The organism is Paenibacillus liaoningensis (assembly GCF_059609455.1).
The window spans coordinates 1-25,444 of sequence record NZ_JCAALU010000030.1 but is presented as its reverse complement, the minus strand read 5'-3'; the positions used below and the strand labels follow the sequence as shown (position 1 = coordinate 25,444).

21 protein-coding genes, 10 tRNA genes and 1 rRNA gene are annotated in these 25,444 nt (G+C 49.2%); 6 read left to right on the top strand and 26 right to left on the bottom strand.

Translation table 11 applies throughout. The annotated features are described in order from the left end of the window. Positions 1-9: 9 nt before the first annotated feature. From opp4C to AC6B99_RS31805, 8 genes are all read right to left on the bottom strand, one after another. The gene (opp4C, locus tag AC6B99_RS31840) at positions 10-942 is read right to left on the bottom strand and encodes an oligopeptide ABC transporter permease (protein WP_496665064.1); all 933 of its coding nucleotides are present in this window, start codon (positions 940-942) and stop codon (positions 10-12) included. A gap of 54 nt (positions 943-996) precedes the next feature. Next, positions 997-1,947, bottom strand: a complete 951-nt coding sequence (locus AC6B99_RS31835; protein WP_056033137.1) for an ABC transporter permease — start codon at positions 1,945-1,947, stop codon at positions 997-999. A 178-nt stretch (positions 1,948-2,125) separates the two neighbouring features. Further along, entirely contained in the window at positions 2,126-3,115 is a 990-nt protein-coding gene (locus AC6B99_RS31830; protein ID WP_494862866.1) for a dipeptide ABC transporter ATP-binding protein, read from the bottom strand. Continuing rightward, positions 3,108-4,109 carry an ABC transporter ATP-binding protein gene (locus AC6B99_RS31825; RefSeq protein ID WP_056033131.1) on the bottom strand — a complete coding sequence of 334 codons (1,002 nt, stop codon included), beginning with the start codon at positions 4,107-4,109 and terminating at the stop codon, positions 3,108-3,110. Before AC6B99_RS31825 ends, AC6B99_RS31830 begins: the two co-directional genes overlap by 8 nt. A gap of 48 nt (positions 4,110-4,157) precedes the next feature. Beyond that, positions 4,158-5,585, bottom strand: a complete 1,428-nt coding sequence (locus AC6B99_RS31820; RefSeq protein ID WP_056033127.1) for an amidohydrolase — start codon at positions 5,583-5,585, stop codon at positions 4,158-4,160. A gap of 342 nt (positions 5,586-5,927) precedes the next feature. Continuing rightward, positions 5,928-7,403: an MDR family MFS transporter gene (locus AC6B99_RS31815; protein WP_496665057.1), complete on the bottom strand. Its 1,476-nt coding sequence runs from the start codon at positions 7,401-7,403 to the stop codon at positions 5,928-5,930. A 24-nt stretch (positions 7,404-7,427) separates the two neighbouring features. Then, complete coding sequence (locus AC6B99_RS31810) at positions 7,428-7,601, bottom strand: hypothetical protein (RefSeq protein WP_496665056.1); 174 nt, start codon at positions 7,599-7,601, stop codon at positions 7,428-7,430. 43 nt (positions 7,602-7,644) lie between these two features. After that, positions 7,645-9,060 carry a M20 family metallopeptidase gene (locus AC6B99_RS31805; RefSeq protein WP_496665055.1) on the bottom strand — a complete coding sequence of 472 codons (1,416 nt, stop codon included), beginning with the start codon at positions 9,058-9,060 and terminating at the stop codon, positions 7,645-7,647. A gap of 309 nt (positions 9,061-9,369) precedes the next feature. Here AC6B99_RS31805 and AC6B99_RS31800 point away from each other — a divergent pair, with 309 nt between their 5' ends. Both AC6B99_RS31800 and AC6B99_RS31795 read left to right on the top strand, forming a co-directional pair. Continuing rightward, positions 9,370-10,137 carry a response regulator transcription factor gene (locus AC6B99_RS31800; RefSeq protein WP_056033119.1) on the top strand — a complete coding sequence of 256 codons (768 nt, stop codon included), beginning with the start codon at positions 9,370-9,372 and terminating at the stop codon, positions 10,135-10,137. After that, positions 10,134-11,906: a histidine kinase gene (locus AC6B99_RS31795; protein ID WP_494862874.1), complete on the top strand. Its 1,773-nt coding sequence runs from the start codon at positions 10,134-10,136 to the stop codon at positions 11,904-11,906. The genes AC6B99_RS31800 and AC6B99_RS31795 overlap by 4 nt, the downstream gene beginning before the upstream one ends. A gap of 207 nt (positions 11,907-12,113) precedes the next feature. Here AC6B99_RS31795 and AC6B99_RS31790 read toward each other — a convergent pair whose 3' ends face one another. The 10 genes from AC6B99_RS31790 to AC6B99_RS31745 form a co-directional block, all read right to left on the bottom strand. Beyond that, a complete protein-coding gene (locus AC6B99_RS31790; RefSeq protein ID WP_496665054.1) occupies positions 12,114-12,848 on the bottom strand; it encodes a class I SAM-dependent methyltransferase in 735 nt (244 codons plus the stop codon). 44 nt (positions 12,849-12,892) lie between these two features. Then, positions 12,893-13,414 carry a hypothetical protein gene (locus AC6B99_RS31785; protein WP_496665053.1) on the bottom strand — a complete coding sequence of 174 codons (522 nt, stop codon included), beginning with the start codon at positions 13,412-13,414 and terminating at the stop codon, positions 12,893-12,895. A gap of 307 nt (positions 13,415-13,721) precedes the next feature. Continuing rightward, positions 13,722-13,792: transfer RNA gene (locus AC6B99_RS31780), tRNA-Gly, on the bottom strand. 6 nt (positions 13,793-13,798) lie between these two features. After that, a tRNA-Pro gene (locus AC6B99_RS31775) sits at positions 13,799-13,875 on the bottom strand. A gap of 24 nt (positions 13,876-13,899) precedes the next feature. After that, a tRNA-Arg gene (locus AC6B99_RS31770) sits at positions 13,900-13,976 on the bottom strand. Positions 13,977-13,982: 6 nt separating this feature from the next. After that, positions 13,983-14,057 (bottom strand) — tRNA-Gly (locus AC6B99_RS31765). A 196-nt stretch (positions 14,058-14,253) separates the two neighbouring features. Then, positions 14,254-15,096 (bottom strand): ABC transporter ATP-binding protein, encoded by an 843-nt coding sequence (locus AC6B99_RS31760; RefSeq protein ID WP_056033104.1) that lies wholly within the window; start codon positions 15,094-15,096, stop codon positions 14,254-14,256. A gap of 414 nt (positions 15,097-15,510) precedes the next feature. After that, positions 15,511-16,284: an oxygen-insensitive NADPH nitroreductase gene (gene nfsA / locus AC6B99_RS31755; protein ID WP_496665052.1), complete on the bottom strand. Its 774-nt coding sequence runs from the start codon at positions 16,282-16,284 to the stop codon at positions 15,511-15,513. Beyond that, a complete protein-coding gene (locus AC6B99_RS31750; RefSeq protein WP_496665051.1) occupies positions 16,284-17,900 on the bottom strand; it encodes a helix-turn-helix domain-containing protein in 1,617 nt (538 codons plus the stop codon). The genes nfsA and AC6B99_RS31750 overlap by 1 nt, the downstream gene beginning before the upstream one ends. A gap of 225 nt (positions 17,901-18,125) precedes the next feature. Next, on the bottom strand, positions 18,126-19,166 hold the full coding sequence (locus AC6B99_RS31745; protein ID WP_081418715.1) for an ABC transporter substrate-binding protein: 1,041 nt from the start codon (positions 19,164-19,166) through the stop codon (positions 18,126-18,128). A gap of 606 nt (positions 19,167-19,772) precedes the next feature. Between AC6B99_RS31745 and AC6B99_RS31740 the strand changes: the two genes are divergently transcribed. Further along, a complete protein-coding gene (locus tag AC6B99_RS31740) occupies positions 19,773-20,243 on the top strand; it encodes a tyrosine-type recombinase/integrase (RefSeq protein ID WP_496665050.1) in 471 nt (156 codons plus the stop codon). Here the strand turns inward: AC6B99_RS31740 and AC6B99_RS31735 are convergent. Continuing rightward, complete coding sequence (locus AC6B99_RS31735; RefSeq protein WP_056033091.1) at positions 20,231-20,875, bottom strand: TetR/AcrR family transcriptional regulator; 645 nt, start codon at positions 20,873-20,875, stop codon at positions 20,231-20,233. The genes AC6B99_RS31740 and AC6B99_RS31735 overlap by 13 nt on opposite strands. 125 nt (positions 20,876-21,000) lie before the next feature. On the opposite strand from AC6B99_RS31735, the gene AC6B99_RS31730 reads away from it, so the two are divergent. From AC6B99_RS31730 to AC6B99_RS31720, 3 genes are all read left to right on the top strand, one after another. Continuing rightward, on the top strand, positions 21,001-22,569 hold the full coding sequence (locus AC6B99_RS31730; protein ID WP_496665049.1) for an FAD-dependent monooxygenase: 1,569 nt from the start codon (positions 21,001-21,003) through the stop codon (positions 22,567-22,569). Positions 22,570-22,654: 85 nt separating this feature from the next. After that, positions 22,655-23,581 carry an ATP-binding cassette domain-containing protein gene (locus AC6B99_RS31725; protein ID WP_494882220.1) on the top strand — a complete coding sequence of 309 codons (927 nt, stop codon included), beginning with the start codon at positions 22,655-22,657 and terminating at the stop codon, positions 23,579-23,581. Then, positions 23,578-24,288, top strand: coding sequence for an ABC transporter permease (locus AC6B99_RS31720; RefSeq protein WP_056033082.1), 711 nt, complete (start codon positions 23,578-23,580; stop codon positions 24,286-24,288). The genes AC6B99_RS31725 and AC6B99_RS31720 overlap by 4 nt, the downstream gene beginning before the upstream one ends. Positions 24,289-24,701: 413 nt before the next feature. On the opposite strand, the gene AC6B99_RS31715 is transcribed toward AC6B99_RS31720, so the two are convergent. The 7 genes from AC6B99_RS31715 to AC6B99_RS31685 all read right to left on the bottom strand — a co-directional run. Next, positions 24,702-24,786 (bottom strand) — tRNA-Leu (locus AC6B99_RS31715). Between the two features lie 23 nt (positions 24,787-24,809). Beyond that, positions 24,810-24,885, bottom strand: a tRNA-Lys gene (locus AC6B99_RS31710). 6 nt (positions 24,886-24,891) lie between these two features. Next, positions 24,892-24,966 (bottom strand) — tRNA-Gln (locus AC6B99_RS31705). 5 nt (positions 24,967-24,971) lie between these two features. Beyond that, positions 24,972-25,046 (bottom strand) — tRNA-Glu (locus AC6B99_RS31700). 13 nt (positions 25,047-25,059) lie between these two features. After that, positions 25,060-25,135: transfer RNA gene (locus AC6B99_RS31695), tRNA-Thr, on the bottom strand. A 3-nt stretch (positions 25,136-25,138) separates the two neighbouring features. Continuing rightward, a tRNA-Asn gene (locus AC6B99_RS31690) sits at positions 25,139-25,214 on the bottom strand. 120 nt (positions 25,215-25,334) lie between these two features. Further along, positions 25,335-25,444: ribosomal RNA gene (locus AC6B99_RS31685) — 23S ribosomal RNA — on the bottom strand; the annotation flags it as partial.

The window sequence follows — 25,444 nt, the reverse complement described above, 5'->3', positions numbered from 1 at the left end:
AAATGGTCGTTATTTCAAGCTTTTTGGATCCATTGCATCGCGCAGCCCGTCGCCGATAAAATTTACCGACAATACGCTAACGACGATCATGATGCCCGGCGGCAGCCACAGCCATGGCTGCGAGGTCAGCACCGTAAGCGATTGGGCATCGGTAAGCATATTGCCCCAGCTTGCTGTTGGCGGCTGAACGCCAAGCCCCAGGAAGCTAAGCGAAGCCTCGGATACGATAGCACCTGCAATACCGAAGGTTGCATTCACGAGAATCGGAGCCAGAGCATTTGGCAAAATGTGCTTGAACAAAATACTCTGCGTACCTAGTCCCAAAGCGACTCCCGCTTTGACATAATCCATCTGCTTAATCGACAGCACGCTTCCCCTTACAAACCGCGCTACGCCCGTCCAGCCAAGGAAGCCAAGAATCAAAATGACATTCGTCAAGCTGGGACCGACTACGCTGACCACAACGAGAATAAGCATCAGCTGGGGAAAGGACATAAAAATATCCGTCACCCGCATGACCGCCATATCCACAATGCCGCCAAAATACCCCGAAACGAGGCCCAGCACCGTCCCTATCGTGACGCTGATTAAGACGGAGCCCAAGCCGACCATAAGCGACACTCTCGCCGCGTATATTAACCGGCTCAACACATCGCGCCCTACCTGGTCGGTGCCAAGCAAATGCTCGGCGGAAGGCTCGGCTTCGAAAGCCTCCGTCACCTGATAAGGATCATGCGGAACGATCCAAGGAGCCATAATTGCTCCCAGCGAAAGCAGCGTCATGAGGACAAGCCCCGCTACCGCAAGCTTGTGCTTCTTAAATCTGCGAACGACCATCCCTGCATAGCTCTCTTCTTTATGGCTGCTTTTCACAGCCGTCTCTGCGAGCTGGCCGCCTCCACCTCCAGAGCCCGCTGCCTTGTTCGTGCTCATCTGCAGCATAGCCATGGCGCTTCCCCCTCTCCTTGTTGCGAGACTATCGTTTTCGTTACGTTCTTACTTATATTTAATACGCGGATCTGCAACGGAATAAATAATATCTGTCAGCAGGTTTGCCGCAAGCACCATGAAAGCCGCCAATAAGTTTAATGCCATTAAGGTTGGATAATCCCTGTTCATAATGGAGCCCATCGTCAGCTGGCCGATCCCCGGCCAAGAGAATATTTGCTCGGTTACAACAGCACCGCCCAGCAGAATCGGCACTTCAAGCCCGATGACCGTGACAATGGGAATCAGCGCATTGCGCAAGGCATGCTTATTCACGACCATAAACTCGCGTACGCCCTTGGCGCGTGCGGTCCGCAAATAATCCTGGCCTAAAATATCAATGACGCTCGACCGCACATAACGAATCTTTTTCCCCGCAATGCCTGTCCCCAGTACGAGTACGGGAAGGATGAGATGCTTCAACCGGTCGACGAACCCGCCATCCCCCCCAAGCGTGATCATGCCACCTGAGGGCAGCAGCTTTAATTCCAGTGAAAATACGTAGATTAAGCCCAGCGCGAGGAAAAAGTTCGGAATGGATATGCCGAGAAAGGAACCGCCAGTCGCCAAATAATCCAGCTTGGAATTTTGCCGGGTTGCGCTAATGATGCCGAGGGGAACCGCAATCGCCAAGCCGACGATGAGCGACAGCCCCATAAGGGTGACGGTCGGCCCAATGCGCTCGCCGATCATTTGCGCCACAGGCTGATAGGTCGTCAGCGAGAAGCCGAAGTTTCCTTTGAACACATCAACCAACCAGTGGATGTATTGCAAATACAGAGGGTCATTCAGCCCCAGCGCGTCCTTCTTCGCTTCAATGTCGGCTGGCGGCGTATTGGGGTCGATCATCATTTCGACCGGACTTCCGGGCGCCAGATTGATGACAATGAAATTAATGATGGTCACGCCCAGCAGCACCGGCACAGCAATTAACAGACGCCTAATGATATAGGCCAGCATGCGGCTCTCCCCCTCTTCTCATAAACGATAGACTCTAGTGAAAAATGTTCCCTGCGGGCATTCCCGCATTCTTGCGTTCTTGCCTTCCAGCGTTCTTGCCTTCCAGCGTTCTCGCATTCTTGCATTCCAGCGTTCTCGCATTCTTGCATTCCAGCGTTCTTGCAATCCCGCCACAACGTTAGGCTTCGCTCGCAAAGCATGCGACGCTGTGCTGGGCGCCCTTAAGCTCCGGCTCCTGCTCGCGGCAGATTGCCATCGCCAGCGGGCAGCGTGTATGAAACCGGCAGCCGCTTGGCGGATTCGCCGGACTTGGCACATCGCCTTGAATAACGATGCGCTCCTTCGTCCGCAAATGCGGGTTAGGGACCGGGTAGGCGCTGAGCAGCGCCCGCGTGTATGGATGCTTCGGCTGGCGAAAAATGCTCTCCGTCGTCGCAATTTCAACGACCTTGCCCAAATACATGACCGCAATGCGGTCGCTAATATACCGAACGGCACCCAGGCCGTGACCGATAAACAAATAAGTGAGCTGAAACTCCTTCTGCAAGTCCTTTAGCAAATTAAGCACCTGTGCTTGAATCGATACATCAAGCGCCGATACCGGCTCATCGCAGACGATCAGCTTCGGTTTAAGCGAGAGCGCCCGTGCAATGCCGATCCGCTGGCGCTGTCCCCCCGAAAACTCGTGAGGATAGCGGTTTTTGTAGCTTTTTGGCAAGCCTACAATTTCAAGCAGCATCTCCACCTCGCCCGCCACCTGCTCCTTCGGCAAAATGCCATGCACCAGCATCGGCTCCGCCAATATATCGCTAATGCGCTTGCGCGGATTGAGCGAGGAGTACGGATCTTGAAAAATCATCTGCATGTCCGAGCGGACCTGCTTCATCGCCTTGCTGCCATAATGGGCAATATCGTCGCCCCGGAACAAAATCCGCCCCTCCGTCGGCTCCTCCAGCCTGACAATCGTGCGGCCAATCGTAGATTTGCCGCAGCCGGACTCCCCGACCAGCCCCACCGTCTCGCCCGGATAGATTGCCAAATTGACGCCATCGACCGCTTTGACATGCCCGACCGTACGGGAGATGACCCCTTTACGAATCGGATAATAGGTTTTCAACTGCTCGATTTGCAGCAGCGGCTGTCTGCCTGCCAGCTCCGGATTAACCATACGCAGCCTCCTTCGCCATGCTTGCCGGCTGCTCAGCGAGCCAACAGCGTGTTAAGTGATTTTTGCCGGAGGGAATTAATGGTGGAAGCTCCGCTTCGCATTTTTCCATCGCATGGGGACATCTGGCACGGAAGCGGCAGCCTGCCGGCATATTTTGCAAGGACGGGACGGAGCCCGGTATGGATGCAAGCCGTTCGCCAAGCTCCGCATCAATATGCGGAATGGACTGCATAAGCCCCTGTGTATAGGGATGCCTAGGCTCATCGAACAATGTATACACATCCGTCTCCTCTACAACTTGGCCTGCATACATCACGATGACTTTATCCGCCATTTCCGCAATGACGCCAAGATCATGGGTAATGAGCATAATCGCGGTGCCCGACTCCTGCTTCAGCTTCTTCATCAGCTCCAAAATTTGCGCCTGTATCGTCACGTCCAGCGCCGTCGTCGGCTCATCCGCAATGAGCAGGCGCGGCTCGCAGGACAGCGCCATCGCAATCATGACCCGCTGTCTCATGCCCCCGGAGAGCGCATGCGGATATTCATCCACCATAACCTCGGGGCGGGGAATGCCTACCCTTTTCAACATTTCTATCGCATAGGCTCTAGCCGCCTTTTTATCCAAGCTCATATGCAGCCGAATCGCTTCAATCATTTGATGCCCGATCGTAAATACCGGATTAAGCGACGTCATCGGCTCCTGAAAAATCATTGAAATATCATTGCCGCGAATATCGCGCATCTGAGCTTCGGTCAGTTCCCCAAGGCTTTTATCCTCAAAAATAATTTCCCCGCGTCTGATGCGCCCCTTCGCCCCGAGCAATCGCATAATCGACAAGGAGGTGACGCTTTTGCCGCAGCCAGACTCGCCAACGATGCCCAGCGTCTCTCCCGGTTTAAGCCGAAAGCTGACATCATCAATTGAAATCACTTCCCCCTGATCGGTACGAAAGGCCGTCTGCAGCCGATTGACGGTTAGCAAATGCTCCATGCGCTTCTCACGCTCCCTCTGCAAATGTGTGTAAGCTGAACCTGATTCTTACCTTGCAACAACGGGCAGCGGCTTCGCTTCAGGCGGTATTAAGCTTTGGTAAGGCTTGCCCTCGCGCTCTGCCTCATGCTCCTGCTTCGCCAACGCAAGCAGCTCGGGATTTAGCAGAAGCTCCGCTGCCGTCGCCGCCATAACTTTGCCGGCATGCAGCATGCCTTTGTGTCCTATCGACGTGGCGCCTTGGGAGACGACCTGCCAGGTATGAAGCGGCGTGCCAAGCGCAAGACATGCGGTTCCGCACTGCGCTGTCGGCACAAGCCAGCTTACATCGCCTACATCCGTCGAGCCGGGCACGATGCCGGCTTTGGGCTTGTACGCCTCCAGCTTATCGGCCAGCGGCTGCTCCGTATCCTCGCCCTGCTGCCTATCGCTTTGCAGCTCCTGCGGGGACAGCGTCTGGCGAATGTGGCTGGCGAACGCCTTTTCCTCCGCATCAAACTGCGGAATGCCAAGCCGTTCGAAATTTTGCTGCATCACCTTTTCAAGCGCCGTGTTCAAAATCATATTCGAGGAAGCCGCGTCAAAGCGGATTTCCAGCTCTGTTTCGGTCATCAGTGCTGCGCCGCGGGCAATGTTCGTTACACGCTCATACATTTGCGCCACCTGCTCATTCAGCGGAGCTCTCAGCTTATACAGCACCTCGGCCTCCGCCTGTACAACGTTTGGCGAAATGCCGCCGGCATTCGTAACCGCATAATGCAGGCGCGTTTCCTGCTCCAGATGCTCACGCAAGTAGTTGGCGCCCACGTTCATCAGCTCCACGGCATCTAGCGCGCTGCGTCCCAGATGCGGGCTGGCAGCGGCATGGGAGCTGCGTCCCTTGAACTTGTAATACACTTGGCACGTAGCGAGGAAGCCATAGGACATCACGCCATTGCGCGTGGAAGGATGCCAAGTCAATGCCGCATCTACACCGTCGAAAAGCCCGGCCCTCGCCATAAAGGCTTTGCCGCCTCCGCCCTCCTCTGCTGGACAGCCATAATATTTCACCGTGCCGGCCAAGCCATTTTCCAGCATGTAAATCCGAAGTGCTGCTGCCGCCGCTAGCGCCCCGGCACCTAGCAAATTATGTCCGCACCCATGTCCATTGCCGCCTGCCTCAATCGGCTGCTTCTCCGTCAAGCCTGGGCGCTGACTCAAATTAAATAAGGCATCATATTCGCCCAAGATGGCGATGACCGGCGCACCCGAGCCAAAGCTGCCAACGATGGCATGAGGCACATCGCCCGCTTCCCTCACAACGTCGAAGCCTGCCTGCTCAAGGGTGGCAGCGACAAGCTCCGCCGACTTCTGCTCCGTATAACGCGTTTCTGCATATGCCCAAATTTCATCGCTCAGGCGAATGAATGCCTCTCGTTTCTGGTCAATAATTGCGGATAAACGTTCTGCATGATGCGTCTTATTCGTTGGGCTCAAAGCAGTCAGCTCCTTTTCCTGTCTCTGTTATTCACTAGCGCGAATTGCGTGTGAACTTTCCTCACGTCAATTAAACAGGATTTTGAGCCGTTTTAGTAGGCATTGGATTTATGATTTGGATTCATATCTTGGCATAAAGCTGGAGGCTTGACGGCAATAGGTATCTTTATTTCATTTTTCCAGCTAAAATAGATACTTTTTCACCCAAGACAGCTAATGAATATCCCTTTACAGCCTTTTCCATGAGACCAATGCTATTTAAAAAAGCTCCCACGACTAAAACTAGTCATGGAAGCTTTTTGTTCGGATGTTCATATGAGAGCCTATTCGCCTAAGAGTGTGTTATTTAGAAACGAAGGCTTGATCTGGAGGCAAAATAACGGGTTCCTTCCGCTGACGCAGCACCCATAAAAACGGCAAAACCGCAAATACAATAAGAGCAGCCAGAAGCGTGACGTCATTAATCGCCATCGTGTAGGCCTGCAGTTCTGTACCCGTATCTGGTGTTTGTGGGCCCTTTTCCGCCACATGCACCATGTGCCGCGTCGACAGCAGCGACGTAAACAAGCCTATTGCCAGCGATGCACTCGCCTGACGCACCCAATTGCTAGCCGATGAAGCATGAGCCGTCATCTGGCGGGCAATTTGCTCCATCCCCGCATTAGACACAGGCACAATGCCAAGCGCCACGCCAATGTTGCGAACAATCATCCAACCTATTACGTAACCATGCGGCGTATCCACCGTTAACCGCGACATCGCAAGCGTTCCAATCCCCATTAGCAAAAGGCCTGTCAATACTAGCCTCGCCGGGCCAACATGCCCATACAGCTTTCCAGCTATCGGAATAAAAACCGCCATGGCAATGGAAGCTGGCAGCATCACCAGTCCCGCCTCCATCGCAGTAGCCGATTGAATCGTTTGGAGGAAGACAGGGGTCAAATATGATCCATTGTATAGGGACATGCCAAGCACGCTGCTGACGACGAGACACATCGCAAACCGCCTGTTGCTGAATACGGACAAATCAAGCAGCGGCTCCGCAGCATTTCTCTCCCGCCATATGAAGGCAAGCAGCAGCAGCATTCCGGCAACCAGCAGCCCGACTGTTTTCCAAGAGCCCCAGCCCCATTGATCGATTTCACTGAACGCAATGAGCAGGAAGGAGCTGCATGTAATGACCAGCGCAAAGCCCGAGCTGTCGAACCGCTTCGGCTCGCTTAAGCTATAATGCGGAAGCAGCTTCCAAGCCGCAACCACCGCAGCAATGCCGAAGGGCAGATTCATCCAAAACACCCACTGCCAGGACAGCGACTGAATGAGCCACCCTGACAACGTCGGCCCAAGCGCAGGCGCAAGTACGGTGGAAAGGCTCCACATGCTGCTGGCGAAGGCTTGGCGTTCCCGCGGAATAACCTGATAAATAATCGTCATCGTCACAGGCAAAATCAAACCGCTGAACAGCCCTTGCAGCAGCCGAAAGACGATCAGCGCCTCCATGCTCCACGCCACTGCGCACAGCGCGCACGATACCGTGAAGCCGACAAGCGCCAAAATGTATAAATATTTCGCACTTAGCTTATCGACTAAATAGCCCGTCACCGGAGCAATAATGCCATTAGCCAGCATAAATCCCGTCAATGTCCATTTCACGGTGCTTAGCTCCGCCTGAAAATGGTTCATAAGCACAGGGATCGCCACATTAATCGAGGATATAGCCAATACGGATAAAAACGCTCCGAAAAATATCGCTGTCATAATCGGCCAAAACGAGCCTTCCGAAAATTCTCCTGTTGCTTCCTTGCGCGAAGCGGACATATCCCTCTCTCCTTTGGCGGCAGCCTATGCCGTGAGCGCACGGGGGCAGCAAGGCAAGCGCCGCATCAAATGCGGCTTTGCCCGCAGCGCCTCATGCTCCTGATGATAAAAGCTTAATTGCAAAAAGGCTGCATGCGCCCTATCCTCACGAGCTTCGCAGCCTTTTTGATTGCCCTTTGCTTTGCTTTTCGCTGCCATTGCTTTATTACTCCTGTTACGTTGTCACGCGCCCCTATCGTTGTTACTTTTTCGCCGATGGTTTTACATATGCAGGTATTGGGCATTCATAAGCTCCACCCTGCAGCCGCTCCTTCAGCTCCGCCTTCGCCTCCGCAATCAGCTCAGGCGATTGCAGCGCTTCGAGTCCGGTCATCGCCATCACCTTGGCGGCATGCAGCATGCCTTTATGGCCGATGGACGAGGCGCCCTGCGCGACGACCTGCCACGTATGGAAGGGCGTGCCGATGGCGACGCAGGAGGTGAAGCATTGTACCGTTGGCACAATCCAGCTCACATCGCCTACATCCGTCGAACCGGACATGCGGCTCCCGCCCTCCCGCTCATCAAAGGGCAGCAAAATGTCGCATAAATCCTTGCCTGCAACCTCCTTATAGGGAACGCTCGCTTTGTCCGCCTCCGACAGCGTAGCGCGAATCGCACGGGCGTAGCGCTGCTCCTCTTCGGAAAATACAGGCATCCCCAGTTGTTCGAACTGCTTATGCATAGCACGGCCAAGCGTATAGTTCGGCACCAAATTAGAGCAGGCCTTGTCGAACACGATTTCGACCTCGGTGCCTGTCATCAGCGCGGCCCCTCTTGCAATATTGCATACACGCTGATAGATTTCCTCTACCTGCGGCGTTTCCGGCGCCCGGATGAGGTACAGCACCTCCGCCGCCCCTTGCACAACATTCGGCGAAATGCCGCCCGCGTTCGTCACCGCATAATGCACTCTGGCTTCCGGGATGATATGCTCGCGCAAATAGTTCACGCCCACATTCATCAGCTCGACCGCATCGAGCGCGCTTCTGCCCAAATGCGGACTGCCTGCTGCATGGGAGGAGCGGCCCTTAAATTTATAATAAATTTGGTAGTTGGCGAGGGAGTTCCCCGGCATAATGCCGTTCAAGCCGCCCGGATGCCAGCAAATCGCCATATCCGCATCATCGAATAAGCCCTCTCGCGCCATAAACGCTTTGCCCGAGCCGCCCTCCTCGCCTGGACAGCCATAATAGCGTACCGTTCCGGCAATCCCGTTCTGCTCCATATAATGGCGCAGCGCAACAGCCGCAGCCAGCGAGCCCGTGCCGAGCAGATTATGGCCGCATCCATGCCCATTGCCCCCCGGCTCAACCGGCTGCTCTTCCGACAGCCCCTTGTGCTGGCTCAGCCCTGCGAGTGCGTCAAACTCGCCCAATATCGCAAGTACAGGCGCTCCTTCGCCATAGCTGTAGCTGCCAATGAAGGCCGTTTCTATGCCGCCGACACTCCGCTCGACTCGAAAGCCTTCCTCCTCAAGCGCCTTGCACAGCAGCTCAGCCGATTGGTGCTCTTCAAAACGCGTTTCGGCAAGTGCCCAAATTTGATCGCTTAACGCCGTGAACAATGGCTTCTTAAGCTCAATCATGTCGCTTATATCCAAACCCTGCTTCAGCATGCCCCAGCACCTCCAGATTCAACGTTAAATTACATAACATAATTGTAACAATAGAACCTAAAGCATAAACAGGGACTGCATTTGTGAATTACTCTCCTTTTTTAACGTATTTCTAGCTCTGGCAAGGCTGAAAGGTATCATTTTTCAATATTCTGCCTCCATTTTTGACACTAACCTTCCTTCTCCTATAATCCAAAATGAATAAAATCGCTCATTACCTAGTCATTTTTCATAGAATATCTGTTTACGCAATGCTATAATGTCACTTAACATAACATAATATCTTACTTTGGAAAAGGGGGCTGCCCTTTGTATAAGCTGTTGATCGCTGATGATGAGATTGAAATTCGCAATGGATTAAGCCAGTACATTCCTTGGGATCATATTGGCTTCGAGGTAGTGGGACAAGCAGCAAATGGCTTGCATGCGCTCGAATATATGGCGGAGAAGCCCGTGGACGTGCTTCTGTGCGACATTAAAATGCCGCAGATGGGAGGAATTGAAGTTGCCCGCAAGCTGTTTGAGCAGCGTTCAAGCGTAAGCGTTGTGCTGCTAAGCGGCCACCGGGAATTTGAGCTGGCCCAGCAGGCGTTAAACTATGGCGTGAAGCAATACTTATTAAAGCCGACGAAATACAGCGAAATCAATAAAGTTTTCGAGCGCCTGAAAGAGGATCTAGATCTCAAGGCTTTGCTTGAGCAGCAATCGGAGCCGTCAGATGATGCTCAAACCGAAGAACAGCCGGCACCCGAAACAGCGATTGATAAAATTAAGCATTATATTTCATGCCATTACAAGGAAGCCTCCTTGGAAAATGCCTCTAATGTCGTATATATGAACCCCTACTATTTAAGCAAATATTTTAAGCAGAAGACGGGTGAAAACTTCTCCGATTATTTAACGGCGGTCCGTATGAACAAAGCGGCCGAGCTGCTTAAGGACCCTTCCTATAAAACGTATGAAATTAGCGAGCTGGTTGGCTATAGCAATGCCAAAAACTTCACGCGCACGTTCCGCCGCTATTTTGGAGAAACGCCTAGAGAATACCGCAATATGGATGGCAGGCGATTGGAATGACCAAGGTGTATTTTAAATTTTTCGCCCGCAATCTGTTTACTTTTCTTATCCCAATGCTTGTACCGCTGCTGGTGCTTGGCACATTGTCCACGTTCCTCATTTCGCAATATATAACGAAGGAAATCAACAATAACAATATGAATCTGCTGAAGCAGACGAAAGGCAATATCGAGCTGATCTTTAACGAGCTAGATACGCTGAATCTGCATATTGTCGCCAGCGCGCTTCAGTTTACGAATTTGAAAAATATGATGACCAAAGAATTTCCCGAGCCCGTCGATTACGATCAGCTTGCCTCGCTCAAAAACTTTATCGATTCGCCCTCCATCGGCAAGCCTTATATTGATTCGATTTATATTTATTTAAATAATGACCGCAAGCGGTTTATTTCCTCAACGACTGGCGGCCTGGTCGAGCTGAATGACTTTTACGATTCGGACTGGTACAGCAGCTATCAAAGCCACCCTTTAGATGAGCTGATGTGGGCGGAAAGCCGGCCCGTCATCCGTCCAACAACTGGCCAGTCCACCGTGCAGACGAATGTCATTACAATGTTCCGCCGCATTTCCGTAGCAGCCGACAACGATGGCATCATTGTCCTCAATGTTAAGCCTGATTACATTACGCAAAGCTTAAACGAGCTGGATACGCTGCAAGGGCAAAGCATCTTTATTTTGGACCGTGACAATAACGTTATTTTTCGCAATCATCCGGACTATAAGCTGACCGCCGAAGATGCTGAGACGATTTACCGGACAGACAGCTCCTTCTTCTCCATGAAGGTCAATGGCGAAACACAGGTGCTGAACAAGCTGGCTTCCGAAAAATATCAATGGACCTTTCTCTCAAGCGTGCCTAGCGACTCCTTATATGTCATTCCGAATGGGCTCAAGCTGACTACATTAGTGCTGCTGATCATTTCGTTCGCAATCGGCACTATGCTGGCCTACTGGCTGACTCGTAAAAACTACAGCAATCTGAAGGCGATTGTCACGATTTTGGATTTCGCCAAGAGCGGCCGCCCGCTTCCGCCTCTGCCTCGTTACTCTAAGGATGTTTTTGGCTACATTTTGCAAAATACGCTTAACCATTTCATTGAGCATAATTTTCTAAAGGTTCAGCTGTCCGAGCGAAAATATTTGCTGCAAACGCTGGAATTCGAAGCGCTTCATGCGCAAATCAATCCCCATTTTCTCTTTAATACTCTAGAAACGCTCAATTGGAAGGCGAGCAAGCTGACCGGTGGCCCTAATGATATGACCGATATTATCGAGAACTTATCCGATATTTTGCGCTATTCGCTCGAAGGCGGCTCGGGCATGGTATCGCTGCAAACAGAAATCAATCAAACGCTGCCCTATATCGCCATTCTCCGCACACGCTACAAGGACAAATTTGATGTCAGCTGGGACGTAGATGACAAAGCGCTCAAATATCATGTGCTCAAGCTGACCTTCCAGCCGCTCATTGAAAACAGCCTATATCATGGCATAAAAGAAAAGGACAGCTTTGGCCTAATCCGAGTGAAAGCACGGGTGTCCGGTGCGCGGCTGCTGCTCTCCGTCGTCGACAACGGCATAGGCGTAACGGCTGAAAGGCTCGCTTATTTGCGAACCCAGCTGGAAAGCAGTCTGGAGCAATCCCAGCATATCGGCATGTTTAATACGCAAAAAAGATTGAAGCTTACCTATGGCAAAACCTTCGGTTTAACCATCCGCAGCAAGCTTGGCTGGGGAACTGGCATATACATCGCGATCCCGATTGATTAAGCGCGTACAGGAGCTCATGCAGCCTTGATACGGGTGTTCGGGATGAACTACCCGTCGCCATATCGCTTATCCCCTTCCCTCCTCTCGGTCTACTTCACCCCCCTATAGATCAAAAAAAAGACGCCTGCTCTGTTCTACACAGAGCAAACGTCTCTTTTGATTGGGCAGCTGCTTGCATTTGCAGCAAATGTCTTTCATTATATTTTTCTATTTCTTCACCGCTGAAACTAATAAAAACATCGGACGGCGCATTTCCTCCTGCCAAGCTGGATGGCTATCCAGCAACTCCTTCGTTGGCGCAAGCTCCGAAAGCTGTTTAAGCTCAAACCCGGATTCAAGCAAAAGGTTCATATAAGTTGAAACCGTACGATGGTATTTAACGACATCATGCTCCAAAAATCTGGAATGGCGCAGGCCCTCCCGATGATAATCATCAAGCGGCCAATGCAGCTTTTCCCCTTCTACCCCATAATGCCAGTCCTGCCCCGCAAGCGCAGTGAACACCGGGTGCTCGACTGAAAATACAAAAGCTCCGCCTGGCGCCAAGCAATGATGGATTCTCTTGAAAAGGTCGCCCAATTGCTCCACATAGTGCAGCGCAAGCGAACTAATAACGATATCGAACTCCTCTGCTGGAAAATCGATGTCCTCAATCGCAAGCTGGCGATATTCAATCTGCTCATCGTCCGTCATTTCTTTTGCCCGTTCCAGCATGTTGCCCGAAAGGTCAATCCCAACAACCGAGCGGGCCAGCTGCTCCCGCGCATAGCGGCAATGCCAGCCAAACCCGCAGCCTAGATCGAGTACTTTTGTACCAGCCAGCTCCGGAAGCATTTGCCGAAAGAACGACCATTCTCCAGCGGCGTCCAGTCCCCCAATCGAACGAGCCATCTGGCTATAATTTGTGAAAAAAGAGGACTCATCATATTTGTTCTGCTTCAATATTTATCAGACCTCCATTACTTTAGGCGGAATGAGGGTAGAAATTATAAGATCGTTTCTGATGGACCTGATTTTTGATCTTCCATATCACCTAATATTTTTAAAGCAGCCTCACTTCTTAGAACCAATTGCATGTTCTTTTTTAATATCTGGTCAAATTTCCGGGTAACACTAACCATTGGAAGCGGCATTTTGAAGGTAATGTTATTAATGTCTCCCGAAGAGGATACGTAAGATACGATATATACTTGCAACGTTTTCCCTTTTTTTGTACCGATGCCCGACATGCCACCTAATACCAGCCCTGCTGGACCAAAAATAAGTCCACCGACAATTCCACGGCCGATTACACTTTTTTGAACCTCTCCCATGTCCTTGTCTGTTGTCAGCGTTGATTCAAGAAAGTTAGCCAATGGAATTTTGAATGTGTTTTCCACATTTCTTTTAAAGCCTTTATAAGCATGCTCTACGATAATCAAATATTCGTTATCAAATGTAATCTCCAGTTGTGCCTCCGGGTCCTTCAAATTCAATCCATCAACTAAACTTACAATCGCTTTTACCATTAACAATCATTCCCTTCGCTTCAAGTATGTAATTAACAAATTATACAACATTGCTCCGCTCTTTACCTCCACTTTTCTACAAATAATGACAATCCCACGCCACGACCTAACAATGGATCTAAAATATCCCATAACAAAAAGCCTTGCATGCCGCAAGGCTTTCTTCGTAATTAGAGGCATTAAAACCAAAAAAGCTGAGATTTGCCCCACGATCTGCCCCATAGACCAAAAGTACTCGTCCGAATTTGAAAAAACAGCAAGCAAAAAACCCCTGCTGCACAAGGGTTTCAAGTCTTTCTCTTCGTTAAGCGGGTGATGGGAATCGAACCCACGCTATTAGCTTGGAAGGCTAAAGTTCTACCATTGAACTACACCCGCAAATAATGGTCGGGACGACACGATTTGAACATGCGACCCCCTGGTCCCAAACCAGGTGCTCTACCAAGCTGAGCTACGTCCCGACAGACGATTCTTTTGTAAAGAAATGGCGTGCCCTAAGAGATTCGAACTCCTGGCCTTTTGATTCGTAGTCAAACGCTCTATCCAGCTGAGCTAAGGGCACACAATATGGAGCGGACGACGAGATTCGAACTCGCGACCCTCGCCTTGGCAAGGCGATGCTCTACCACTGAGCCACGTCCGCATTATATTTCCGCCTGTATTTCTCAAGTATTTCATCGCGGCGACAAGTAATAATATATCATGTTGCGGAGGGAATTGCAACTGTTATTTGCTCTTTTTCAAAAAAAACTTTTTTCCTCGTGCTGAGCTTTCCTTCGCTGCATGTCTCGCCATAAAAACATCAAACCGTGCTCCTTCCAGCACGGTTTGATGACCAACTATACGACTCCAGCTAATGCCGGTTTCTTATCAAGAATGACTTTGGATGCAGCCGACTCGCCTGCGAGCGCATACGGCATGCACAGCGGAACACCGGTACGCGGATCAGGCATAATATCCGCTTCAATGTTAAACACCTCGCGCAAAATCTCCGGTGTCATAACCTGTTGCGGCGAGCCTTCGCCAACGACACTGCCTTTTTTAATCGCGATCATGTGATGCGCATAACGCGAAGCGTGGTTCAAGTCATGGACAACCATAACGACCGTCCGGTTATTAACCTCGTTAAGCTTCTCAAGCAAATGCAATACTTCGAGCTGATGCGCCATATCAAGGAACGTGGTTGGCTCATCCAAAAATAAAATATCCGTTTCTTGCGCCAAAGACATCGCGATCCAGGCACGCTGGCGTTGTCCGCCAGACAGTTGGTCAACCGGACGGTCTGCAAAATCAACCATTCCTGTCGCTTCAATCGCCCATTGAATAATTTTACGGTCATCCTTGCTCACAGAGCCGAAGCCCTTCTGATAAGGAAAACGTCCATACGATACAAGCTCAGATACAGTCAGACCATCTGGAGCAGTCGGATTTTGCGGCAAAATCGCCAGCTGCTTCGCCACTTCCTTCGTCGCTTGCTTATGAATCGACTTCCCATCCAGCAATACGCTGCCTGCAGATGGATTCATCAGACGAGCCATCGTTTTCAAAATCGTCGATTTACCCGAACCGTTAGACCCTACCAACGCAGTAATTTTTCCTTGTGGGATAGCAATATTCAGATCTTGAACGATTAACCGTTCATCATAAGCAATGTCGAGATTCGATGTTGTGAGGCGAATCATGTGACATGCACGCTCCTTCCGATGCCCGCTTATACGGGTTTTTTGCTGATTTTATTATATAAGGTGAAACGGTTATCGCTATCCTCTGGCGGCGCGGCGCGTTTCATTCCGAAAAATAGAGAGAAAGGATAGCGTTAGGTTACCCTTTCCTATATTTCAAGGTGAAACGGTTGTCGCCGTCCTCTGGCGGCAAAGCTACCGTTTCGCGTTGAAATATAAGCCCATTATAAGTGTGAAACTTATAAATGCTTATATTTTAAAAACACACGACTTATCATTCATTAAGCATGATAACTATTATCAGTATCATTCAATAATTAATGATAATCGTTCTCACGTATAAAGTCAATGAAAATAAAGCAATTGTTAAGGCTAAAATAAATTTGCACAGCCCAAACCCCGCCTAACGGCTTCTTATTGTTGCAAGAAGCCTTTGCTGCGGAGAAACTCGCCCATATGCAGACGCGGATGATTGATTTTGGCCGCCATTGATTCGGACCAGCTCGTATTCAGTTTTCCTTCTGACCGCTCCAGCATATACTGCCTAATCGTCTCGTCATACTCCCGAATGCCGCTTTCCACTGCTTTCTGATCATAGCTGTCTTCATGCAAAATCGCCTGCTGCGGCAGTCTTGGACGCGTCAGCGGCGCTTGATCCGGCTCCCCCATGCACATTCCGAATACGGGGTACACATGCGATGGCAGCCCTAATAGCGCTGAAACCTCCTGCGGATTGTTGCGGATACCGCCAATATAGACAATTCCGTAGCCAAGCGATTCTGCCGCGATTGCTGCATTTTGAGCTGCCAGCGCAGTATCGACTGTGGCAACGATAAAATTTTCAACCGTGCTCGTCATATCGCCCTCAAAATGAAGCTTGGCTGCCTGTTCATAACGGAACAGATCCGCGCACCAGACGAGAAATACTGGGCATTCCTCAATATACGCCTGGTTGCCGGAAAGCTCGGCCAGCTGTTTCCGCTTATCTCGGTCACTCACGTTGATTACCGTGAAGCACTGCATACTGCTTGAGGTAGAAGCCTGCTGCGCCGCCTCTATTATTTTTGCCAGTGTCGGCTGTGGAATGGGGGTCGATTTGAATTTCCGTATGGAGCGGTGATTAAGCAGCACGTCTATCGTTTCAGGCCACATCATGATCAACTCATTTCTATATATAGTTTTACTCATTAACCTACATCTTCGTTGTGCAAAAGGGCAACCGCCTCATCAAGCTGCCCATCAATGGCCAGCGGCGAGTACACCCACCATTTGTTAAAAGGAACCATATGCATGCTGCCACTGCGGACTGCCGCGAGATTTTGCCAGCGTTCGGACATTTGCAATCGCTTAAAAGCTTCTGGAGCTCCTTTATCCTTCGGATTGACCATAATTATGAGCCGATCGGCGTCGTATTTTGACAGCTCATGATACGGTTTAGGCTCGGAAAAAATAAACGGCGCTCCCGCCTCCATATGCTGCTTCACAAGCGGATGGGGATTGAGGCCAAGTGTCTGAAAAAAAACATGTCCCATATTTCGGCCCCCTACTACTCTGAATGTATCGCTTTCCATGACCAGCACGGCGCATGTCTCCTTGCCACCAATAAGACGCTGGACCCGTTCCCTCGCTTGATCCGCTTTAGCCATATGCCGTTCCATCCATTCTCGTTCCTGTTTCCGCTTGCCTACAATGGCTGAAATTTGTCGCAGCTGCCCATAAACGTCCTGGGTATGCCAATCGATAGGAATAACCTCGGCTAGTTGGCTAAGCTGCTCCTGCTCCTCAGACAGCATATGCTCATAACCTAAAATCAAGTCAGGCTTCATAGCTCGAACAGCATCCATGTCACATGGTTCCCATTTGAACGGGGTCATTGCTCTTGCATGCTCACGCACATAATAATTTTCGAATAGATGGTAATCGGGGGCGCCTACAGGCACATGACCAAGGGCCAGCAAATGCGATGTATAGAGAAGGCCAATAACCCGGGGCTCTCTCGTCTGCATATATACCCGGGGTGATACGCCAACCTGCTGCTTAAACTTTCGGCTAAAATAAAATTCATCCTTAAAGCCAACATGGCTGGCTACTGTGACCATATCATTCGAAGCGACCAGCAGCAGCTTCTTAGCCCGGTCCATGCGCAGCTTGCCCAAATAATCCATCGGGCTTGCTCCCGTCACCTGCTTGAACAAATGAGTGTACTGTCGTATACCCACACCCGCTAAATTCGCGAGCTCCGGCAGTATTATTTTGCTTTTATAGTATTCCTTCATATATAAAATCGTTCGTTGTACGGCATGCTCCGCATCCCTGGAGTCGTTAGAAGCCGCAGCGGCGGCAGCAAATAAATAAATGGCCTCCTGCAGGTTAATATTGCGCTTAAATCGCTCCATTCCGCTCACAGCCGTTCGTAAATCAAACAATGAATCCATAACGTCCATGAATGGGGCAAACGGCTTTATGAAGAAGGGATGGCCCACAGCAAAGGAGAGCAGCTCCTTGCCATCCTCTTCAACACTCGCGGACGCGGCTTCAAACTCAAGCGAATAATACTGAATCCGTCCATCCACCGTTCCATTGACCTCTATAGTTGAATTGGGCTCAAACAGAACGCAGGTGCCTGGCTGAAGCAATATAGGATGTCCTTGGAACAACACAGTTGTCGTTCCTTGCGTTATGGCCAATAACGTATATGCCCTAGCGTTTTGGGACAGCGCTGGTATCCCTTCAGTACATGAGCCCTTAGTAATCTGAACCCAGCGGAGCTGCAAATCATCTAGGTGTTCATCCATATCCGCCATTTGACCTTGTTCCCCTCCCATTATGATAACCGTTCTCAAAAATGCTATCATTTTATTGTAGCGGAAAAATGCCCAAGCGTAAACGGCTGAAGCCATCCTTTGGCGGCAAAGCTTCCGTTTCGCGTAGAAACATAGAGAAAGGATGGAAAAACCATATCCTTTCCTATATTTATAAAAAAAAAGCTTTCCCATTGAATCAGGAAAGCTTCATTGCCAGCTGTTCGTTTATTTTTTGAATAACTGCATCGTTTCATCCAGCAAAGCGTCGGTCGAAAACAACGTATAGGACCACCATTTATCATGCGGTACGATATATACTTTGCCATTTTTCACTGCGGAAAGACTTTTCCAAATCGCCGATTGCTGCATTTCTTCAAAAAATTGCTCCGAACCCGGCTGTGTAATATCTACCTTTACGATCAACCGATCCGCATCATAATCCGGCAGTTTTTCAAGCGATAGTGAATCGGTATACACAAAATAATCTTCGCTATCATCAATTTGCTTCTGAATGGATGGCAGCGGTTTAAGCCCCAGCAAATCATAAAGCACATGTCCCATGTTGCGATTGCCGGCTACCTGGAACGAGTTTTTAAAAATTTGAATCGCAGCAACTGTCTCATCTGGCTCAACATACTGCTTAATCTCTTCCTTGTATTTCGCCGCTTTCTCCTCATGCTGCTTAATCCACTGCTCGGCCTCTGCTTCTTTCCCTACAATACCGGCTATGAACTTCAGCTGCTCATACAAATTTACTCCCCATGGATAAATAACCGTAGGTGCAATTTTGCTGAGCTGGTCAACGACATCGGCTTCAACAAAGGAAGAAGCAATAATAAGATCCGGCTTCAATTCCAAAACCGACTCATAATTAATCGGATAATCTCCAGCGATCGTAATTTGATCTTTATAACTATTTAAATAATAATCCGGTGTAATTTCATAATTCAAGCCGCCAATCGGCGTAATACCTAGTGCCAGCAATGGCGTAGTAGCGCTCACTGAAAAAATCCGCTGCGGATTAGCCGGAATTTCCTTCTCTCCGTATGAGTCAGTGACTATACGTGTATTAGAAGCGTCAGCTGGCTCCTGCCCCGTCGCTGCATTTGTCTGTTGTGCTGGAGACGCTGTTGATTCCGATCCCGAATTTGCCGCTGTACCACAGCCTGCGAGAACGATTAGACATCCTATAAGCAGCGTTGCTAACCTAATCGTGTATTTCCTTGTTCCATTTACCACCGAACTCACCCTTTTCTGTTTCTTCATTGATAGTAATTCTCACTGCTATGCCATTATACACAATCAAACCTACAAGCAACATGGAAAATCGGGCGTACTTTACTGGATAAATTGGAGGAAGGACCTTGATAAAAAACATCAAAAAACCCTTCTTATCTTTTTCAGATAAAAAGGGTTGAATTTAATTAAATGGCGCGCGTGGAGGGACTTGAACCCCCACGTTGTGAAACGCCAGATCCTAAGATTGGTGAGTACCTAGGCGGTGATTCATTCCGCTCGTTTTAGCGAAAATTGTTATAATATCAAGTTTTCTCGCCGATTGCAAACTTTTTTTCGAAATCCAAAACATCGATTTTTGCACAGATTTAGCGAGTGCATATTCCCTATTGCTTAGTGCAACCGATAAGCAGTCTTCGCGCTAATCTTTTTCTCACTAATCCTTCCCGAGGAAAGGATGATTTATTCCATGAAAACTCACGGCCAACACCACGAACGGTCTCATCCGTACCTGCTAAGGCTTCTTCAAATTTTTATGGCAAGACGGCAATATGGGAACCAATCTGGCAGAAGGACTTAAGGTGATGAAAGCCCAAAATCAAATGCTGGTCACCTTTACCGATCGTACCGATTCAAATGACGTGCGCTAAAGCACTTATACGGTTCATACAGGAACGCGGTACACTACCATTTGAAGAAATCTGGATTACCTTGAACAACAAAACATTGCAAAAAGCAGCCATTGAAAAAATCGTTCGTGACCATTGCAAAAAAGTGGCACTCAAAGGTGTTCGGGGCTCCTGCCATACCTTCCGACACACAATGGCAAAAATGTACCTTTTCAATGGCAGCGATCTCCTTACACTTCAATATATTTTGGGGCATTCCACGTTGGATATGACTCGCCGCTATATCGCATTTTTCGGCAACGACATTCATCTGCAGCATCAAAAATCCAGCCCTTTTGAGTTTTTACTGCAATCCGCTGAACAGGAGGCGGAAAAACAATGGCGCGTCGAAACAATAGCTTGCAGTCTCCTGAGCAATCCGTCGAGCCGCAAAACCAGCAAATTACGTTCGAACAGGCCGTCAGATCATTTATTTTGAACGGTGTGTTGTCCATAGGCGCAAAGAAAGACGCGTACACCTTCAGTAATTATACGTTTGGTTTGTTCCTCCTCCAAAGTCCCAGTTTTTCTAGGTTGATTGAATACCAACAAAAACGTTAATGCAGCGAAGTGCTTTGTAGCCATTTCAGGATCGGGCACATTGAGTAATCCGGTTTGTCCAAACTCTGTAAACCTCCTGATAATCCCCTCTTCCGTCGCGTTGTCCAGCCTTTCTAGGAATAAGGCTGGCAGATTCGCGGCTTCCGTCAGAACTAGACGGATCAAAGCGGTGTAATCGGACGAACCATTCGCAGAATCAACAATTTGTTCGCAAAATAAGATGAGCGCCTGATTCAAATCCTTGAATTCCCTGAGGTGGTCTGAAATTCCTTGCTCAATCATGTCCAGAACCGCCGAACTGGTTTCTTCGAGAACAGTGAGCAATAAGTTCTGTTTGTCCCCATAATAATCATAAACTGTCCGTTTGGAAACTCCCGCTTTAGCTGCGACCGTATCGACGCTGGTACGATCAAACCCCTCTGAAAGAAACAGGTCTCGTGCCGCCGCAATAATTTTAGCTCGTTTGTCTGAAGAGCCTTTGCGGATTTTCTTGTTTTCCGTATGATCCATTCTCAAGTTTCCCCCTAGTATGAGCAAATAATTCAAAACTCGTTGTTTCGCTTTACAAATTACACTATACGGTGTAGTATATCATTTGTGGCATAACAAAGCAATAATCAAGGAGGGTTTTATCCATGAAAACCATGCAATCTTTTGTTGATGTTCTCATTGTCGGAGCCGGACCAACCGGACTTACACTTGCGTGCGACCTTGGCCGTCGAAACGTAGACCATCGCATTATTGAACGAAGCACCTTGTATAACGTAGCATCTCGCGCCAAAGGAATCCAGCCCCGCTCGCTTGAAGTCATCGATGATTTGGGGGCCGTTCGCTACCTTGTTGACACAGGCGTCGTGGATTTGCCTGTCCGTTATTATACCCCAGATGGCAGAAGCGTGGACAAGCCGGCTATTACCGTGGCAGCCAGCGCCGAACTTGAGACACCTTATCGTGATCCGGTCTGGATTGCTCAGTTTGATGTGGAAAAAGCATTGCGCGACCGATATGCGTTGCTTGGCGGTCAAGTTGAGTTGGGCGTGGAAGCAGTTGGGCTTGTTCAGGATTCGGACGGTGTAACGGTAATCGTGAATACACCACAAGGAGAAGAGCAAATTCGCGCCCGATATGTAGTTGGCGCTGACGGGGGCAAAAGCAATATCCGCAAGTTTATTCATTTGCCGCTGATTGGGGAAACACACGATCATGAGCGGTGGTACCTTGGCGATGTACGTTTGGAGGGGCTGGATCGTGACCATATCCATATCTGGACATCTCCAGAGGGGATGGTCGGGGTGACACCATTGCCGAATTCGGACATTTGGCAACTTCAGGCTACAATTGCAGCAGAAATCGAAGAACCGGAGAAGCCGTCACTAGAAGAGTACCAAGCCATGATTGACCGACGAGCAGGCGCCGGACGTGTCCGGCTCACGGATGCCTCATGGCTATCCATCTACCGGATCAACGTCCGCATGGTTGAATGTTACCACAACGGCAGAGTTTTCCTTGCTGGCGATGCCGCTCATGTTCATTCGCCGGCCGGCGGCCAAGGCATGAATACGGGGATACAAGATGCTTACAACCTCGGATGGAAGCTGACAGCCGTCATACGAGGAGCAGGCCCCGCCTTGCTCGACACGTATAATGAGGAGCGCCACCCCGTAGCTCGAGCCGTGCTTGAGGACAGCACAAAGAAGATGGAAGGGGTCGTAGGAACGGCGACTGAAAGCATAGCGTTGTCCCAATCCTTAAGCGCCATATCCGACGATCTGACGAGCGGACTTCTCATTTCTTACCGGTCAAGTTCTCTTACCCGTCCGTCTGCTCGAACGAATGTTACCCGTTCATTGCCCGGAGATCGTGCTCCTAATGCCGAGAGTCTTCAAGGCACAGGGCTCGCTGGAAGTGCTTTTGACCTGTTCCGCGGCCCACACTGGACGCTATTAGCTTTTGTAAATTGCTCAGATCATCCTTCTTTGGAGAACTTCACTTACGACGAACTCCACGTGCATTGCATTCTGCCCTCCCATGCGGGGGAAGCCAAAGGCATAATCGACACGGCAGGAAATGCCTATCGAGTATACGATGTAACAAACGAAGAACTCATATTGATTCGTCCCGATGGTTATATTGCGCTACGCACCCCTATTGAGGACACTTCATCGATTCCACAATACTTGAACTCTATTTATCGCGCTATTTGATTTGAGCCAGGCTGGCGGGCATTCTCAGATGCCGCCGGCTCTTTTATAGAATGCATTCAATCAAGGCTATGGAGGGACTGTTACTATGGAAGATATTATTCGAACCGTTAACCTGACAAAGCAATACGGAAATAAAGTCATAGTGGATGGGGTTTCGATTTCCGTTAAGAAGGGAGAAATCTATGGCTTCCTGGGGTTAAACGGCGCCGGGAAAACGACAACTATCCGTGCCCTTCTCGGCATGAGCAAGCCTTCTTCCGGAGAAGTATATCTATTCGGTCAGCGATGGACCAACCGGAATTTCGACTTGTCCAGACGGGTAGGTTATATGGTGGAAGTCCCTTATGCTTATCCCCAGTTTACAGTTAGGGAAAACTTGAACTTGATGGCCAGGTTGCGAGGATTAATGGTTCCAAGGACAGTTAACGATATGATGGAGCAATTAAAATTGGCTGAATACGCGAATACCAAGGCCAAAGATTTGTCACTGGGCAACGCGCAAAAGCTTGGATTGGCCAAAGCATTAATTCATAAACCGGACGTTCTGATTCTTGATGAACCAACCAATGCGCTTGACCCCGCGGGAATTGTAGAAATACGTGAAATGCTTAAAACTCTAGCAACTCAACATGGTGTTACCGTCTTTATATCGAGCCATATCCTTGAGGAAATCTCCAAATTGGCTTCTCGAATCGGTATTATTCACAAGGGTGTACTCCTGGAGGAACTTACAACAAAAGACTTTGAAGCAATTCGCCGAAAGCAGTTGATGATCGGAACGAAGGATGCTTGGAAGGCTCTATCTATTCTATCTGACTCTGGGTATACGGTACATTCGACTTCGAATAACTGCCTAGCGCTAACGGATGATCATGCCGTTAATCATCCCGAACATATTGCGAAATTGCTTGTGCATCATGAAGTGCCGCTCGCCATGCTTAAAATTGAAGAAGAGAATCTGGAGCATTATTTTTTCAAAGTAATCAGAGCTCGAGGAGGGAACAACGAATGAGACAGTTGTTGACAGCCTGCAGCGTTGAGATTTATAAATTGCGTCGATCCTTTGTTTTATGGGGGACGCTTCTGTTCACCTTGTTCGTTATCACGTTGTTCCTGGGGCAGTCCGATTGGTCTTCCTTTTTTGAAAAGATTGCGTTTTTGTATGCATCCGTATTTGGGCTGCTGGGATTTGGATTGATAACAAGCTGGACATTTGGCCGTGAGTATTCCGATCGAACACTTAAGGATCTGCTAGTGCTGCCTATATCGCGCGGTAAAATAGCAATTGCCAAATATACCGCAATTGTATTCTGGTGTATTGTGATGATGCTGATCAGCTTAGCATACGCCGTAATAGTTGGTTTCGCATCTGGACTACCTGGATTCTCATCAGCAACTGTACAGCATTATTTTTTCCTGATACTTACAATTGGAATTCTTCACCTATCTATAAGTGCACCTCTTGCCCTATTGGCCTGCATTTCACGCGGTTATCTGGTACCGATCGGCTTTGCTTTTACAACTTTGATGCTGGCACTGGTAATCGGGCCAACCGCTATTGGTGCTTATCTACCTTGGTCTGTTCCTGCTTTGCATTTGAAGGAAAACGGAGTAGCTCTTTTCCCCTTGACGGGCATTAGTTATTTTCTGGTATTCATAACAGGACTAGCAGGCTTCATTGGGACGGTTAAATGGTTGCAAAACAGGGAGCAACGATGAGTGTCCCCATAACCTCAAACAAGTTATTCGGTAGATCCCGGACATATCTTTACAACCGTGATTCCCTTATCGTTTACTTCCGCCAAAAAAGCCTCACTCCAGGACATAACAAATGACATTGTTCCGCTTATATACGACCATAAACTGCATAGGTTGAAAAGCGACTGTGGCAGTCACATTAATAATGTCCCGGATTTACGCTAAAAGCATGACTTTGCAAGAAGAAATGCGTTGTCGCCGCTCACTTCCGCGGAAGTGAGCGGCGACACAAAGTGTTGAAAACAAAGGATTTCTATGTATCTATACGTTGTATTCCTATTACGCACTCCAAATGTGTCGTATACGGTAATGCGCATTTTGGACAATTATAAAAGCCATCAGATTCTTTGATCTAATGGCTCAATTTGTGTTTATGGTGCGCGTGGAGGGACTTGAACCCCCACGTCGTGAAACGCCAGATCCTAAGTCTGGTGCGTCTGCCAATTCCGCCACACGCGCATGGGTAAAGCTATAAGGAAAAATGGTGAGTCATGTAGGATTCGAACCTACGACACCCTGATTAAAAGTCAGGTGCTCTACCAGCTGAGCTAATGACTCATGAAATGGCTGGGGATTCAGGGATCGAACCTGAGAATGACGGAGTCAAAGTCCGTTGCCTTACCGCTTGGCTAATCCCCAATAAATGGTGACCCGTAGGGGATTCGAACCCCTGTTACCTCCGTGAAAGGGAGGTGTCTTAACCCCTTGACCAACGGGCCTTACGAATAAAGCTGGAGCTCTCAACCGGGATCGAACCGGTGACCTCATCCTTACCATGGATGCACTCTACCTACTGAGCTATGAGAGCATATGGCTCCCCGAACAGGACTCGAACCTGTGACAACTCGATTAACAGTCGAGTGCTCTACCAACTGAGCTATCAGGGAATATTTCAGCTGTTCGTTGAATGACCTGGTAAAAAAGGTTCAACGGTAAAGACGCTACGATTGAGTTGCGCCTTGAAAACTGGATGCGAAAGACAAGTCATGAAAATTTAGCGTGTTTGTTAGGATAAGCCCTCGACCGATTAGTATTCGTCAGCTGCACGCATTGCTGCGCTTCCACCCCGAACCTATCAACCTCGTCGTCTTCAAGGGGTCTTACTAAATTGGGAAAT

Excerpts from the sequence above, each read along its gene's own strand:
- AC6B99_RS31835 (WP_056033137.1), bottom strand. The coding sequence starts at position 1,947 with ATGCTGGCCTATATCATTAGGCGTCTGTTAATTGCTGTGCCGGTGCTG.
- AC6B99_RS31815 (WP_496665057.1), bottom strand. The coding sequence starts at position 7,403 with ATGTCCGCTTCGCGCAAGGAAGCAACAGGAGAATTTTCGGAAGGCTCG.
- opp4C (WP_496665064.1), bottom strand. The coding sequence starts at position 942 with ATGCTGCAGATGAGCACGAACAAGGCAGCGGGCTCTGGAGGTGGAGGC.
- AC6B99_RS31750 (WP_496665051.1), bottom strand. The coding sequence starts at position 17,900 with ATGGCGGATATGGATGAACACCTAGATGATTTGCAGCTCCGCTGGGTT.
- AC6B99_RS31760 (WP_056033104.1), bottom strand. The coding sequence starts at position 15,096 with ATGATTCGCCTCACAACATCGAATCTCGACATTGCTTATGATGAACGG.
- nfsA (WP_496665052.1), bottom strand. The coding sequence starts at position 16,284 with ATGAGTAAAACTATATATAGAAATGAGTTGATCATGATGTGGCCTGAA.
- AC6B99_RS31730 (WP_496665049.1), top strand. The coding sequence starts at position 21,001 with ATGAAAACCATGCAATCTTTTGTTGATGTTCTCATTGTCGGAGCCGGA.
- AC6B99_RS31735 (WP_056033091.1), bottom strand. The coding sequence starts at position 20,875 with ATGGATCATACGGAAAACAAGAAAATCCGCAAAGGCTCTTCAGACAAA.
- AC6B99_RS31795 (WP_494862874.1), top strand. The coding sequence starts at position 10,134 with ATGACCAAGGTGTATTTTAAATTTTTCGCCCGCAATCTGTTTACTTTT.
- AC6B99_RS31825 (WP_056033131.1), bottom strand. The coding sequence starts at position 4,109 with ATGGAGCATTTGCTAACCGTCAATCGGCTGCAGACGGCCTTTCGTACC.
- AC6B99_RS31805 (WP_496665055.1), bottom strand. The coding sequence starts at position 9,060 with ATGCTGAAGCAGGGTTTGGATATAAGCGACATGATTGAGCTTAAGAAG.
- AC6B99_RS31745 (WP_081418715.1), bottom strand. The coding sequence starts at position 19,166 with ATGAAGAAACAGAAAAGGGTGAGTTCGGTGGTAAATGGAACAAGGAAA.
- AC6B99_RS31785 (WP_496665053.1), bottom strand. The coding sequence starts at position 13,414 with ATGGTAAAAGCGATTGTAAGTTTAGTTGATGGATTGAATTTGAAGGAC.
- AC6B99_RS31740 (WP_496665050.1), top strand. The coding sequence starts at position 19,773 with ATGACGTGCGCTAAAGCACTTATACGGTTCATACAGGAACGCGGTACA.
- AC6B99_RS31725 (WP_494882220.1), top strand. The coding sequence starts at position 22,655 with ATGGAAGATATTATTCGAACCGTTAACCTGACAAAGCAATACGGAAAT.
- AC6B99_RS31830 (WP_494862866.1), bottom strand. The coding sequence starts at position 3,115 with ATGGTTAATCCGGAGCTGGCAGGCAGACAGCCGCTGCTGCAAATCGAG.
- AC6B99_RS31720 (WP_056033082.1), top strand. The coding sequence starts at position 23,578 with ATGAGACAGTTGTTGACAGCCTGCAGCGTTGAGATTTATAAATTGCGT.
- AC6B99_RS31810 (WP_496665056.1), bottom strand. The coding sequence starts at position 7,601 with ATGGCAGCGAAAAGCAAAGCAAAGGGCAATCAAAAAGGCTGCGAAGCT.